This window comes from Micromonospora nigra (genome assembly GCF_900091585.1).
In the GTDB taxonomy this organism is placed as follows: Bacteria; Actinomycetota; Actinomycetes; order Mycobacteriales; family Micromonosporaceae; genus Micromonospora; species Micromonospora nigra.
Genome location: NZ_FMHT01000003.1, coordinates 5,276,717 through 5,290,113 on the forward strand (window position 1 = coordinate 5,276,717; position 13,397 = coordinate 5,290,113).

Sequence of the window (13,397 nt, forward strand, 5' to 3'; positions counted from 1 at the left end):
GTGCGCGCTGTCACTAGCTCGCCGTCCAGCCCCCGTCGAGGGCGATGGACGTGCCGGTGATGAAGGCCGCCGCGTCGGAGCACAGGTACGCCATCAGTTCCGCCACCTCCGCCGGCTCGATCAGCCGCTTGATCGCCGCCCGGGCCAGCATGATCGTCTCCACCACCTCGGTCTCCGGGATGCCGTGGGTGGCGGCCTGGTCGGCGATCTGGCTCTCCACCAGCGGGGTGCGCACGTACGCCGGGTTGATGCAGTTGGCCGTCACGCCGTGCGCCGCACCCTCCAGGGCCACCACCTTCGACAGCCCCTCCAGGGCGTGCTTGGCCGACACGTACGCCGCCTTGTACGGCGAGGCCCGCAGCCCGTGCACGGAGGAGATGTTGACCACCCGTCCCCACCGGTTGGCGTACATGTGCGGCAGCGCCCGCCGGACGATGCGGAACGGGGCCTCCACCATCACCCGGTGCAGGTAGGCGAACCGTTCCGTCGGGAACTCCGGTACCGGCGCCACGTGCTGGAGTCCGGCGTTGTTCACCACGATGTCCACCCGGGCGTCCAACGTGTCCACCGCCACCGGGTCGGCCAGGTCGAGGCCCTCGGCCCGACCGCCGGCCTCGGCGGCCACCGCCTTCGCCGCCTCGACGTTGCGGTCCACCACCAGCACCGACGCGCCGGCGGCGGCGAGCCGCAGGGCGCACGCCCGGCCGATGCCGCTGCCGCCCCCGGTCACCAGGGCGGTACGACCGGCGAGGTCGACGTGTACGACATGGGGGACCGCCACGGGTTCTGCCGTCATGGCGCATGAAGTTACGAGCTGTGTACGCGGGCGCACATGGGCCGGAGCCACATACTCGCCGTCCGGTGAGTGTGGTCCCGAGGTGTCCCGGGCGGCGCGGCGGCGGTGCGGCGTGTCCGCGGGGACGGGCGTCGGAGGCGGTCGGTAGGGTGTCGAACACACGTACTGCCGGCGGCTGGGGGAGGAGGCGTCGTGCGGGTTCTCGGCGTCGACCCGGGGCTGACCCGGTGCGGGGTGGGTGTGGTGGAGGGGGTGCCGGGGCGGCAGTGCAGCCTGGTCGCCTACTACGTCGTGCACACCGACCCCGACGACGAGCTGCCGCTGCGCCTGCTGCACATCGACCGCTCGCTGACCGACCTGGTGGCCGAGCACCGGCCCGACGCGGTCGCGGTGGAACGGGTGTTCAGCCAGCACAACGTGCGCACCGTGATGGGCACCGCCCAGGCGAGCGGGATCGCGGTCCTCGCCGGTGCCCGCGCCGGGCTGCCCGTGCAGACCTACACCCCGAGCGAGGTGAAGGCGGCGGTGACCGGTTCCGGTCAGGCGGACAAGGCGCAGATGACGGCGATGGTCACCCGCCTGCTGCGCCTGCCGGAGCCGCCGCGTCCGGCGGACGCCGCCGACGCCCTGGCCCTGGCCATCTGCCACGTGTGGCGCGGCGGCACCCGCTCGAAGCTGGCCGCGGCGGCCGACCGGGCGAGACGAGGAGGAGCGAGATGATCGCCAGCGTGCGCGGCACGGTGACCGCGACCGGCCCCGACCATGCCGTCATCGAGGTCGGCGGGGTGGGCCTGGCGGTGCAGTGCGCCCCCGGCACGATCGCCGACCTGCGGGTGGGGCAGTCCGCCCGGCTGGCCACCAGCCTGGTGGTCCGGGAGGATTCGCTCACCCTCTACGGCTTCGCCGACGACGACGCCAAGGCGCTGTTCGAGCTGCTCCAGACCGCCAGCGGGGTCGGCCCCCGGCTGGCCCAGGCGGTGCTGGCGGTGCACACCCCCGACGCGGTCCGCAAGGCGATCGCCAACGCCGACACCGCCGCGTTGACCCGCGTGCCCGGCATCGGCAAGAAGGGCGCCGAACGCCTGGTGCTGGAGCTGCGCGACCGGGTCGGCCCGGTGGCGGTGGGCCCGGACGGCGCGGCCGGGGTCACCGGCGGCGCGTGGCCCGAGCAGGTCCGCCAGGCCCTGGTCGGGCTCGGCTGGACGGCGGGGCAGGCCGACCAGGCGGTGGCTGCCGTGGCGGAGACCGTCGACGGGGCGACCCCGCCCGTGCCGGTCTTGCTCAAGCAGGCCATCCGGCTGTTGGGTCGCACCCGATGACGGACGACAACCTGGTCTCGGCGTACGTGGCTGACGCCGAACTCGACGCCGAGGCCAGTGTCCGACCGAAGCGGCTCGACGAGTTCATCGCCCAGCACCGGGTCCGCGACCAGCTTGACCTGCTGCTCAAGGGCGCGATGCGGCGCGGCTCCCCGCCCGACCACATCCTGTTGTCCGGCCCGCCCGGCCTCGGCAAGACCACCCTGGCCAACATCGTCGCCGCCGAACTGGGTGCCGGCATCCGGGTGACCAGCGGCCCGGCCATCGAGCGCTCCGGCGACCTGGCGGCGATCCTGACCAGCCTCACCGAGGGTGACGTGCTGTTCATCGACGAGATCCACCGGATCGCCAAGCCGGCCGAGGAACTGCTCTACAGCGCCATGGAGGACTTCCGGGTCGACGTGGTGGTCGGCAAGGGTCCGGGGGCCACGGCCATCCCGCTGGACGTCGAGCCGTTCACCCTGGTCGGCGCGACCACCCGCTCGGGTCTGCTGACCGGGCCGATGCGGGACCGGTTCGGGTTCGTCGCCCACCTGGACTTCTACTCCCCGGCCGACCTGGAGACGCTGCTGCACCGCTCGGCGCGGATCCTCGGGGTGCCGATCACCGACGACGGGGCGACCGAGATCTCCGGCCGGTCCCGGGGCACCCCCCGGATCGCCAACCGGCTGTTGCGCCGGGTGCGGGACTACGCCGAGGTCCGGGCCGACGGCGTGGTCACGGTCACGACCGCCCGCGAGGCCCTCACGGTGTACGACGTCGACGCGCTGGGCCTCGACCGGCTCGACCGGGCGGTGCTGACCGCGCTGGTGGACTCGTTCCGGGGCGGGCCGGTGGGCCTGTCCACCCTGGCCGTGGCGGTGGGCGAGCAGCCCGACACGGTGGAGGAGGTGTGCGAGCCGTTCCTGGTGCGTGCGGGGCTGCTGGCCCGTACGCCCAGGGGTCGCGTCGCCACCGGGGCCGCCTGGCACCACCTGGGGCGTACGCCCCCGAATGGTACATTTGCCGCCGACAACGCTCCCGCGCCCGATCTCTTCTCGATCGACGTCGATGAGCCGTGATCCGTTCGTGATCTCTGCCGCATTCGGCGTTCCCAGTTACAGGGATTAGAATCGCCGCGGTCTGTACAGGACGTGAGAATCCGCCTCCGCTCCGGCGCCTTCGTGCCGCGGCGGAGGCCAATGGGAAGGCGACAACGTGCTTTACGCAGCAGACGGCGGCGGCGGGGCCGGCGGCTTCACGCCGATCCTCATGATCGCTCTGCTCTTCGGCGTCATGTACTTCATGATGATCCGACCGCAGCAGAAGCGCCGCCGCGAGGCCGAGGCGATGCAGTCGGCGCTCGCCCCGGGAGACGAAGTCGTCACCATCGGCGGTCTCTACGGCAGTGTCATCGGAGTGGACGACGACACCGTCCTGCTCGAGGTCGCTCCCGGAGTGCAGAGCCGCTACGCCCGCCCGGCCATCGCCCGGGTGGTCAGCCAGGCGGAGCGTCCCGCCGAACCGGTCACCGAGGACGCGGACACCGTCAAGGAGTGATCGTCGCGCCGCCCCGGTGCGGTCCTCCGCACGGGCACGGGGCAGCGGGCGCGACGACAGAACTGGATAGTGGGGCCGGCGCGCGGGCGTCGGCACGTCAGCAGGACCGGTCGGCACCCCCACGCCCACCGGCGGCGGTGCCGCCCTCCGACGCCGGTTTCGACAGACCGTCGGCCGGGCGACCGGCCCGACCTCGCCGCCGTGACGGCGGCGACCTACAGGGAGACAGGACAGCCGTGGCACCACCTCAGGGACAGATGCGCCCCGGACGGCAGTTGGCCGTGCTCGGGGCCATCTTCGTCGTCCTCTATCTTTTGGTGTTCTTCTCGGGTGGCGCCAGCGGTGGCTGGAAGGATCGGCTGGAGCCGCGCCTCGGCCTCGACCTGGTCGGCGGGACACGGCTCACGCTGGAGGCGACCAACAGCGTCGACGGCCGGGCCCCCACCGCCGAGAACCTGGAGGAGGCCCGCCGGATCATCGAGAACCGGGTCAACGGCTACGGCGTGGCCGAGGCCGAGGTGGTCACCGAGGGCGACCGGAACATCGTGATCTCCCTGCCCGGTGAGAACCGGGACCTGACCGAGGTCGGCAGCGCGGCGGAGCTGCGCTTCCGCAAGGTGCTGAAGGTCGCCGACGGCGGCGGCACGCTGCCGTCACCGGCCCCCAGCCCGTCCGGCAGCGCCAGCCCCGCCCCGTCGGGTGACGCGAGCCCCGCCCCGACGAAGACGCCCGGCGCCGACGCGACCCCGTCGCCCGCCGCCGGCGGTCAGGGCGGCGGCGCACCGGCCCCGAGCGCCACCCCGTCGCCGAGCCCCAGCGCCGCCTCGCCGAGCCCCAGCGCCGAGCCCGTGCCGGCCGGCATCGAGGAGCAGCGCAAGGCCGTGGAACGGAAGGTCGGCGCGGAGGCGTGGGCCGCCGCGAGCGCCCTGCAGGCCCCGGCGGACCTGACCGCAGACCCGTCGCTGGCCGAGAAGCTCGCGCCGTTCGCCGAGCTCAGTGGGCGTGAGGTGGCGGTGCTGCCGACGCAGATGCAGTTCAACGTGCCGACCATCGGCTGCGACCAGCTCGACGACCGGCCGCCGGCGTCGATCTCCGACCCGAACCAGCAGGTGGTGGCCTGCGAGTCGGGCACCCTCAAGTACCTGCTCGACGAGGCCAAGGTGCTCGGCACGGACGTCGACGACGCCAGCGCGGTGCTCGACCAGACCAGCCAGTGGGTGGTCAGCCTCGACTTCACCGGCGAGGGCCAGGAGAAGTGGACGGCGCTGACCCGCGAGGCCGTCAACAACGAGGGCCAGGAGTGCGACGCCAGCGCCCTGGGCGACGAGGGCAAGTGCCGGGTGGCCGTGGTGCTCGACAACGAGGTCATCTCGTCGCCGCAGATCCTCAGCGTGCTCACCGGCAACTCGCAGATCTCCGGCAACTTCACCAACGCCACCGCCAGCGACCTGGCCAGCCAGCTGCGCTACGGCGCGCTGCCGCTGACCTTCGAGGCCGCCGAGCAGCAGAACGTCACCGCGACCCTCGGCGCCAGCCACCTGCGGGCGGGTCTGCTCGCCGCCGGCATCGGCATGCTGCTGGTCATCATCTACTCGTTCTTCTACTACCGACTGCTCGGCTCGGTGATCTTCCTGAGCCTGGTGCTGTCCGCGCTGCTGGTCTTCGGGGCGCTGGTGTTCCTCGGCCGGCAGATCGGCTTCACCCTCACCCTCGCCGGCATCGCCGGCATGATCGTCTCGCTCGGTGTGGCGGCGGACTCGTTCGTCATCTACTTCGAACGACTCAAGGACGAGATCCAGGAGGGGCGCAGCCCGCGCAGTGCGGTCTCCCGCGCCTGGATCCGGGCCCGTCGCACGATCATCTCCGCGAACGCGATCACCATCATGTCGGCGGTCGTGCTCTACGTGGTCTCGGTCGGCACGGTCAAGGGCTTCGCCTTCGCGCTCGGCCTGGCGACCGTCCTCGACCTGGTCGTGGTGTTCCTCTTCCGGCACCCGATCATGACGATGTTCGCCCGGACCCGGGCGTTCCTGTCCCCACGGGTCAGCGGTCTGGGCCGGGTGCTACCGGCTCGGGCACAGCAGGCCGCCCGCGACTCGCGCGTGAAGGAGGCCTGAGATGGCGGAAAGTGGTCTGGCCAGTCGCCTCTACCGGGGCGAGGCCGGTCTCAACGTGGTCGGCCGGCGCAAGGTGTGGTTCACCGTGGCGGCGGTGCTGGTCCTGCTGGCCCTCGCCAGCTTCCTGATCCGGGGCTTCAACCCCGGCATCGAGTTCGCGGGCGGCAACGTCCTGCGGGTCCCCGCCAGCGTGGCCACCCTCGACGAGGTCGAGACCCGGGCCAACGCGATCCTCGCCGACCAGGCCGGTGGTGCCCGGGTGGTCACCGCCCAGCAGGTCGGCGGCGGCACGGAGGGCGAGTTCTACGAACTCAAGACCACCCAGCTCGGCGCCGAGCAGGACGCCGCCGCCCGGGCGGCGCTGGCGCAGGCGTACGGCCTCGACAGCGACGAGGTGGGCGGCGACCGGGTCAGCAAGGCGTGGGGCGACCAGGTGACCGACCGGGCCCTGCTCGGCCTGGTCATCTTCCTCGTGGTCGTGTCGATCTACCTGGTGCTGCGCTTCGAGTGGCAGATGGCCGTCGCGGCCATCGCGTCGCTGGTGATGAACCTCATCCTCACCGCCGGCATCTACTCGCTGGTCGGCCTGGAGGTCACCCCGGGCACCGTCATCGGCTTCCTCACCATCCTGGGCTTCGCGCTCTACGACGTGGTGGTGGTCTTCGACAAGGTGCAGGAGAACACCCGGGGGATCACCGCCAACAACAACCAGACCTACGGCGAGGCGGCGAACCTGGCGCTGAACCAGAGCCTGATGCGGTCGATCAACACCTCGGTCGTCGCGCTGCTCCCGGTGGGCTCGATCCTGTTCATCGGCGCCTTCCTGCTCGGCGCGGGCACCCTGAAGGACCTCGGCCTGGTGCTCTTCGTCGGCATGGCGGTGGCCTTCCTGACGTCGATCATGCTGGCCACGCCGCTGCTTGTGCTGCTGAAGAACCGCGACCCGCGGATCCGCGCGCACAACAAGCGGGTCGAGGCCCGGCGGGCCGCCGTCGGCCGGGGCGAGACCCCCGGCAAGCCGGCGCAGCGGGCGGCGGAGTCCGTGGAGCCGGCGGACTCCGACGGGCACGACGAGCCCGCAGCCCTCGCGGCGGCGGCGCCGAAGGTGGGCGCCCGACCGGCCGGCAAGCGGTCCGCCGGGGCCCGGGCCGGCCGTCCCTCCGGCGGCGGCGGGAACCGCCCGGGCGGCGGAAAGCGGCGCTGATCCGGGCCGCGAGGCCCGACGGAAGTCGACCCGACGGCGTCCGGCATGCTGTGCGAGCAGCATGCCGGACGCCGTCGTCGTGGAAGGAAACGGAACAGCCGTGACGGAGACCCACAGCACCGCAGCACGCGGGGACAGCGGCCCGGAGACCGCCCGGCTGGTCGCCAGCCGGGTGCTGGACGTGCCCGACTTCCCGAAGCCCGGCGTCCTGTTCAAGGACCTGATGCCGCTGTTCGCCGACGGGGCCGCCTTCCGGGAGGTCATCGACGGGATCGTCGCCCACCACGGGCGGGACTCGTTCGACGCGGTGGTGGGCATCGAGGCCCGTGGTTTCGTTGTCGCGGCGGCCATCGCGTACGCCACGGGGGTCGGCGTGGTGCCGGTGCGCAAGGCCGGCAAGCTGCCCCGCCCCGCCTACTCGGCCTCGTACGCCCTGGAGTACGGCGAGGCGACCCTGGAGGTGCACGAGGACGCGTTCACGGCCGGGCACCGGGTGCTGGTCGTCGACGACGTGCTCGCCACGGGCGGCACGGCCGCGGCGACGCTGGACCTGGTGGAGCGGGCCGGTGGCACGGTGACGGGCTTCACCGTGCTGATGGAGCTGGCCTTCCTCGGTGGCCGGGAGCGGTTGGCCCCGCGTCCCGTGCATGCCCTGCTGACCGTTTGATCCCCCGGCCCGCCGGGCGGAGACCGGACGGTCCGTCCGGCGGAGCGGCAGGGCACCCTGGGTGCGGGTAGCATTGCCCATTGCTGACCGGCAGGTGACCCCGCCGGTGGCGCGAGACCAGACCGGCCGGCGCACGGTCGGTGCAGTTCCGGCGAGCGGTGAGGAGGCCGGTGTCCCACGATGTCGTCCCTCCGGTGGAGGGCACGGTGCACCCGACAGGCGACGCGGACGGCTCGGTTACCGACCGCAACGGCGGTGCCCCGGCGGGGAACGGCAGTGTCCCGGCGGGCGGCGATGCTGCCGGCGGTGGCCCGGCGACTGTCCCGTCCGCCGTCGAGGCGGGTGCGCCGGCCGGTGGCGCCGTCACCGACGGCTCCGACGACCCCTCGTCGAGCGGCGGGTTCGGGTTCTCCAACGCCCCGACAGGTCGCCGGGTGCGGGCCCGGCTGGCGCGGTTCAACGCCCCCTGGCAGACCTCCCAGGTCAGCGAGGTGCTTGAGCCGCTGATCTCCTCCCACCGGGAGAACCACCCCAAGGCCGACGCGCGGCTGCTCCAGCGCGCCTTCGACATGGCCGCCCGGTGGCACTCGGGCCAGTACCGCAAGTCCGGTGACCCCTACATCACGCACCCGCTCGCCGTGGCGACGATCCTGGCCAACCTCGGGATGGACACCACCACCCTGGTGGCGGCGCTGCTGCACGACACCATCGAGGACACGGAATACACGCTCGACCAGATGCGTGCCGACTTCGGCGGCGAGGTCGCGCTGCTGGTCGACGGCGTGACGAAGCTCGACAAGGTCAAGCTGGGCGACGCGGCGAAGGCGGAGACGATCCGCAAGATGGTCGTGGCCATGGCGAAGGATCCGCGCGTCCTGGTGATCAAGCTGGCCGACCGGCTGCACAACATGCGCACCCTGACCTTCCTGCCCCGCCCCAAGCAGGAGCAGAAGGCCAAGGAGACCCTGGAGATCCTGGCCCCGCTGGCCCACCGGCTCGGTATGAACACGATCAAGTGGGAGCTGGAGGACCTCGCGTTCGGGACGCTGTTCCCGAAGCGGTTCGAGGAGATCAACCGGCTGATCGGGGAGCACCAGCCGCAGCGGGAGGCCCTGCTGCGCCAGGTGACGCAGAAGGTGCAGACCGACCTGAAGACCGCCAAGATCAAGGCGGAGACGACCGGTCGGCCGAAGCACCTGTACTCGATCTACCAGAAGATGATCGTGCGGGGTCGCGAGTTCAACGACATCTACGACCTGGTGGGGGTGCGGATCCTCGTCGACACGGTGCGGGACTGCTACGCGGCGCTGGGGGTCATCCACGCCAACTGGCAGCCGGTGCCGGGCCGGTTCAAGGACTACATCGCGATGCCCAAGTTCAACATGTACCAGTCGTTGCACACGACGGTCATCGGGCCCACCGGCAAGCCGGTGGAGATGCAGATCCGCACGTTCGCGATGCACCGCACGGCGGAGTTCGGCATCGCGGCGCACTGGAAGTACAAGGACCAGAAGGGCACCCAGATCGTCGGCCCGCCGGCCCACATCGACGAGATGACCTGGCTGCGGCAGTTGCTGGACTGGCAGCGGGAGGCGGCGGATCCGAGCGAGTTCCTCGACGCGCTGCGCTTCGACCTGTCCAGCCAGGAGGTGTACGTCTTCACCCCCAAGGGGGACGTGATCCCGCTGCCGACGGGGTCGACGCCGGTGGACTTCGCGTACGCGGTGCACACCGAGGTGGGGCACAAGTGCATCGGTGCGCGGGTCAACGGCAAGCTGGTGCCGTTGGAGTCGACCCTGTCCAACGGCGACGTGATCGAGATCTTCACCTCGAAGTCCGACACGGCCGGCCCGACGCAGGACTGGCTGGGCTTCGTCAAGAGCCCGCGGGCGCGTACGAAGATCCGGCAGTACTTCAACAAGGAGCGGCGCGAGGAGGCGATCGAGGAGGGCAAGGACGCGATCGTCAAGGCGATGCGGAAGCAGGGCATGCCCCTGCAACGGATGCTGACCTCCGACAACCTGATGGCGATCGCCCGGGACCTGCACCTGGCCGACGTCGCGTCGCTGTACGCGGCCGTGGGCGACAGCCAGGTCTCCGCCCAGTCCGTGGTGCAGAAGCTGATGGCCACGTACGGCGGCGAGGAGGGCGCGGCGGAGGACATCGCCGAGACCGCCGTGGCCACCCGGCCGCCGCGCAGCCGCCAGAGCAGCGCCGACCCCGGTGTGGTGGTCCGCGGCGTCAGCGACGTGTGGATCAAGTTGGCCCGTTGCTGCACGCCGGTCCCACCGGACTCGGTGTTCGGGTTCGTCACCCGCTCCGGCGGGGTGAGCGTGCACCGCGACGACTGCGCCAACGCCGAGGATCTGCGCGCCCAGACCGAGCGGGTGGTCGAGGTGAGCTGGAAGCTGACCTCCGCCTCCACGTTCCTGGTCGCGATCCAGGTCGAGGCGTTGGACCGGCACAAGCTGCTCGCCGACGTCACCCGGGTGCTCTCCGAGGAGCGGGTCAACATCCTGTCCGCCACCGTCACCACCACCCGCGACCGGGTGGCGGTGAGCCGGTTCAGCTTCGAGATGGCCGACCCGAAGCACCTGGGCCACCTGCTGGCCGCCGTCCGCAAGGTCGACGGCGTCTTCGACGCCTACCGCGTCACCTCCGGGGCCTGACACGTCGCCGCCCGCTCCACGGACGGGCGGCGCCCCGGCCCCCGTAGCGAACTGGCCTCCGTAGCGACCCGGCCCCTGTCGCGACGCGGCCCCCTGTCGTGACCCGGCCCCTGTCGCGGCCCGGCCCCTCGCGGCACGGGTGCCTGTCGCGGTGCCGCTGGGTGCCGGCCTGACGCTCCGCCGCGTCACGGCGAAGCGCCCGCCGGAGGGTTCCGGCGGGCGCTTCGCGGGTGTCGGGTCAGCGCTCGACAGGCCCCATGGTGAGGTCGTTGATGACGACCTCCTTCTTCGGGTGGCCGCCGCCGGCCTGCTGGGCGTACGCGCCGTCGTCGCCGGCCGCACCCACCTGCTTGACGATGTCCATGCCGCTGGTGACGGTGCCGAGGACCGTGTAGTTCGGGTCCAGCGGCGAGTCGCCGTACACGATGAAGAACTGGCTGCCGGTGCTGCCGGGCTGCCCGGAGTTGGCCATCGCGATGACGCCCTCCGGGTACGGGGGGCGCTTGTCGGTCGGCAGGTTCTCCTCCGGCAGCCGGTAGCTCGGCCCGCCGGTGCCGTCGGTCTCCCGCCACCCCTTGCCGGTGGCGCTCGGGTCACCGCACTGGAGCACCTTGATGCCCTGAGTCACCAGCCGGTGACATTTGGTGTTGTCGAAGAAGTCCTTCTCCGCCAGGTGGGTGAAGCTCGCAGCCGTGCAGGGCACCAGCGACCGGTCGACCCGGGCGGTGATGGGGCCCAGGTTGGTGTCGATCGTCAGGGTCTGGACGCCGACCGCCTCCTGCTGGGTGTCCGGCACCCCGACATCCTTGATCGCCGGGCTGCGCTGCTCGGCCGGGATGTCCGTCCAGCCGCACTGCACGAGGTTGCCGTTCTGCGCCGCGGGCGTCGTGTCGTCGTCGTCCCCGGCCAGGGTGGTGGCCAGCCAGACGGTGCCGGCGACCACGAGCACCAGGGCCGCGCCGGCTCCGACGATCGCCTGGATGCGGCGGCGCCGGCGGGCCGACGCGGCCCGCTCGGCCATCTCCTTCTCGAGCCGGGCGCGGGCCGCCGCGCGCTGCCGCTCTCTGGTGGACGTCACGCCTGGATCCTCCTGGACTGTGTCACGGGCGATGCCGTTGAGCTGGGTGGCCGGGTCAGCCGGCGCTCGGGGTGGCCGACGGCGACCCCGCCGCCGACTGCGTGGGCTCCGGGGCCGATGTCGGGTCGAGGGCCGACTCACCGACGGTGAGACTCTGGATGACCACGTCGTCGTCCTTGGGCTTGACCTTGGCTCCCGTCCCATTGTCCACGGTCGGCAGGGCCCCGATCTTCTCCACCGTCTTCATCCCGTCGGTGACCCGGCCGATGATCGGGTAACGCGGCTCGGCGGTGGTGTAGTCCTCGAAGAAGATCAGGAACTGGCTGCCGTTGGCGCCGGGCGCGTTGCCGATCAGGGCGACCGTGCCCTTCGGGTACGTCGGCGGCTGGTCCGGGGCGGGGCTGGCCGACGGCGACGCCTGCGGCGCGTCGGGGACGTTCTCGTCGTAGAACGAGTAGGTCGGGCCGCCCTGGCCGGTGCCGCTCGGATCGCCGCAGCGCACCGCCCCCTCGGCGGTGATCTCGTGGCACTTGGTGTTGTCGTAGAACCCACGGCCGGCCAGGTGCGTGATGCTCGCGGCGGCGCACGGGGCGGCGGCCAGGTCGAGTTCGGCGGTGATCGGGGCGCCCTGGTTGGTCACGATCGTCATCGGCCGGGTGCCGGTGACCGGCAGCCCCGTCTCCGCGGGTTGACCCACGTCCTTCAGGTTGGGGTTCCCGTCGGCGTTCTGCGGGGTCCACAGGCACACCTCGTCGGCGGCGGTGTTCACCGCCGGGTCGCGGTCGAAGGCGCCCAGTGCCCACGCGGAGCCGGCCACGATCAGGACGAGGATCACGGCGACGCCCACGCCGGCCTGGATCTGCCTGCGGCGCGTGGCCCGAGCGGCCCGGCGGGCCATCTGCCGGTCGAGCTTGGCCCGCGCCAGTTTGCGCTGCCGGTCCCTGCTGGAAGCCACCCGTGCTCCCCTTCCTCTACCGTGGTTGTCGCGGCGGGCGGGCGTGGCGTCCGTGCCCCCGGCGTCGCGTGCGCCGCGCCACATGCCCGCCAGAGTGTACGGCCACGGCCTGGGAAAGTGGGGTACGAGGTTCGTGCCGCGGCGGATCGGGCCCCGTCACTGTCCCGCACCGGCCCCCGGCACCGTCCCGGGGTCGGCCCCGGCACCGCCCCGGGTCGGTCCCCGTGGTGGCCCGGACACGAGCGGGTCGCCCCCGCATCGGCTGCCGAACCCGCTCGCGCCGCCCGTTAGGCTGACCACGACACCCAGCTCGACGGAAGGGGAGCGGACGTGCTCTTGGCCGGCTTTCCCGCGGACGCCTTCGGCACCAACTGCTATGTTGTGGCCGCCGCGCCGGGGGAACAGTGCGTGGTGGTCGATCCCGGCATCGGGGTGCTCGACCGGCTCGACGCGCTGCTCGCCGAGCACCGGCTGCACCCGGCCGCCGTCCTGCTCACCCACGGTCATCTCGACCACACCTTCTCCGTCGCCCCCGTCTGCGGCGCTCGCGGCATCACCGCGTACGTGCACCCGGGCGACCGGGAGATGCTCGCCGACCCGACCAAGGGCCTGTCGGCCGACCTGACCGCGCTGTTCGGCGGGCGGCTGCCCTACACCGAGCCCGAGGACGTCGCCGAGTTGACCGACGGCGCGACCCTCGCCCTCGCCGGGCTGGAGATCACCGTCGACCACGCGCCGGGCCATACCGGCGGGTCGGTGCTGTTCCGGCTGCCCGGCGCCGGCTCGCGCTTCGAGGCGGACGAGATCTGCCTCTCCGGCGACGTGCTCTTCGCCGGGTCCATCGGCCGCACCGACCTGCCGGGCGGCAGTATGCCGTCGATGCTCTCCAGCCTGCGGAGCAAGATCCTTCCGCTGGCCGACGACACCGTCGTGCTGCCCGGCCACGGCCCCGCGACCACCATCGGCCGCGAGCGCGCGACCAACCCGTACCTCATCGAGGTGGCGGGTTCCGGCGACGCGCGACCGGCGGCCCCCACCCGCGGCCTGTAGCCG

Annotated in this window: 12 protein-coding genes; 9 read left to right on the forward strand and 3 right to left on the reverse strand. The window is 72.3% G+C overall.

The annotated features are described in order from the left end of the window. Window positions 1-13: 13 nt before the first annotated feature. On the reverse strand, window positions 14-796 hold the full coding sequence (locus tag GA0070616_RS23240; protein WP_091087216.1) for a 3-hydroxybutyrate dehydrogenase: 783 nt from the start codon (window positions 794-796) through the stop codon (window positions 14-16). Window positions 797-988: 192 nt separating this feature from the next. On the opposite strand from GA0070616_RS23240, the gene ruvC reads away from it, so the two are divergent. The 8 genes from ruvC to GA0070616_RS23280 all read left to right on the forward strand — a co-directional run bounded on the left by ruvC (window position 989) and on the right by GA0070616_RS23280 (window position 10,311). After that, window positions 989-1,516: a crossover junction endodeoxyribonuclease RuvC gene (gene ruvC, locus GA0070616_RS23245; protein WP_091087219.1), complete on the forward strand. Its 528-nt coding sequence runs from the start codon at window positions 989-991 to the stop codon at window positions 1,514-1,516. After that, entirely contained in the window at window positions 1,513-2,115 is a 603-nt protein-coding gene (gene ruvA, locus GA0070616_RS23250; protein ID WP_091087222.1) for a Holliday junction branch migration protein RuvA, read from the forward strand. Before ruvC ends, ruvA begins: the two co-directional genes overlap by 4 nt. Further along, window positions 2,112-3,176, forward strand: coding sequence for a Holliday junction branch migration DNA helicase RuvB (gene ruvB / locus GA0070616_RS23255; protein ID WP_091087226.1), 1,065 nt, complete (start codon window positions 2,112-2,114; stop codon window positions 3,174-3,176). Before ruvA ends, ruvB begins: the two co-directional genes overlap by 4 nt. Before the next feature lie 136 nt (window positions 3,177-3,312). Further along, window positions 3,313-3,654 (forward strand): preprotein translocase subunit YajC, encoded by a 342-nt coding sequence (yajC, locus tag GA0070616_RS23260; protein ID WP_175440186.1) that lies wholly within the window; start codon window positions 3,313-3,315, stop codon window positions 3,652-3,654. A 236-nt stretch (window positions 3,655-3,890) separates the two neighbouring features. Next, window positions 3,891-5,771 (forward strand): protein translocase subunit SecD, encoded by a 1,881-nt coding sequence (gene secD, locus GA0070616_RS23265; protein ID WP_091087233.1) that lies wholly within the window; start codon window positions 3,891-3,893, stop codon window positions 5,769-5,771. Between the two features lies 1 nt (window position 5,772). Continuing rightward, window positions 5,773-6,975: a protein translocase subunit SecF gene (secF, locus tag GA0070616_RS23270; protein WP_091087237.1), complete on the forward strand. Its 1,203-nt coding sequence runs from the start codon at window positions 5,773-5,775 to the stop codon at window positions 6,973-6,975. Window positions 6,976-7,075: 100 nt separating this feature from the next. Continuing rightward, window positions 7,076-7,642 (forward strand): adenine phosphoribosyltransferase, encoded by a 567-nt coding sequence (locus GA0070616_RS23275; RefSeq protein ID WP_091087241.1) that lies wholly within the window; start codon window positions 7,076-7,078, stop codon window positions 7,640-7,642. A 194-nt stretch (window positions 7,643-7,836) separates the two neighbouring features. Beyond that, window positions 7,837-10,311 (forward strand): RelA/SpoT family protein, encoded by a 2,475-nt coding sequence (locus tag GA0070616_RS23280; protein WP_175440295.1) that lies wholly within the window; start codon window positions 7,837-7,839, stop codon window positions 10,309-10,311. Window positions 10,312-10,549: 238 nt separating this feature from the next. Here GA0070616_RS23280 and GA0070616_RS23285 read toward each other — a convergent pair whose 3' ends face one another. Together GA0070616_RS23285 and GA0070616_RS23290 are read right to left on the reverse strand one after the other, a co-directional pair. Further along, on the reverse strand, window positions 10,550-11,389 hold the full coding sequence (locus GA0070616_RS23285; protein WP_091087248.1) for a peptidylprolyl isomerase: 840 nt from the start codon (window positions 11,387-11,389) through the stop codon (window positions 10,550-10,552). A gap of 55 nt (window positions 11,390-11,444) precedes the next feature. Then, window positions 11,445-12,344: a peptidylprolyl isomerase gene (locus GA0070616_RS23290; protein ID WP_091087251.1), complete on the reverse strand. Its 900-nt coding sequence runs from the start codon at window positions 12,342-12,344 to the stop codon at window positions 11,445-11,447. A gap of 330 nt (window positions 12,345-12,674) precedes the next feature. Between GA0070616_RS23290 and GA0070616_RS23295 the strand changes: the two genes are divergently transcribed. Next, on the forward strand, window positions 12,675-13,394 hold the full coding sequence (locus tag GA0070616_RS23295; protein WP_091087254.1) for an MBL fold metallo-hydrolase: 720 nt from the start codon (window positions 12,675-12,677) through the stop codon (window positions 13,392-13,394). The last annotated feature ends 3 nt before the right edge of the window (window positions 13,395-13,397 follow it).

Coding starts and splice junctions, on each gene's coding strand:
- ruvB (WP_091087226.1), top strand. CDS start 2,112: ATGACGGACGACAACCTGGTCTCGGCGTACGTGGCTGACGCCGAACTC.
- secF (WP_091087237.1), top strand. CDS start 5,773: ATGGCGGAAAGTGGTCTGGCCAGTCGCCTCTACCGGGGCGAGGCCGGT.
- ruvA (WP_091087222.1), top strand. CDS start 1,513: ATGATCGCCAGCGTGCGCGGCACGGTGACCGCGACCGGCCCCGACCAT.
- GA0070616_RS23240 (WP_091087216.1), bottom strand. CDS start 796: ATGACGGCAGAACCCGTGGCGGTCCCCCATGTCGTACACGTCGACCTC.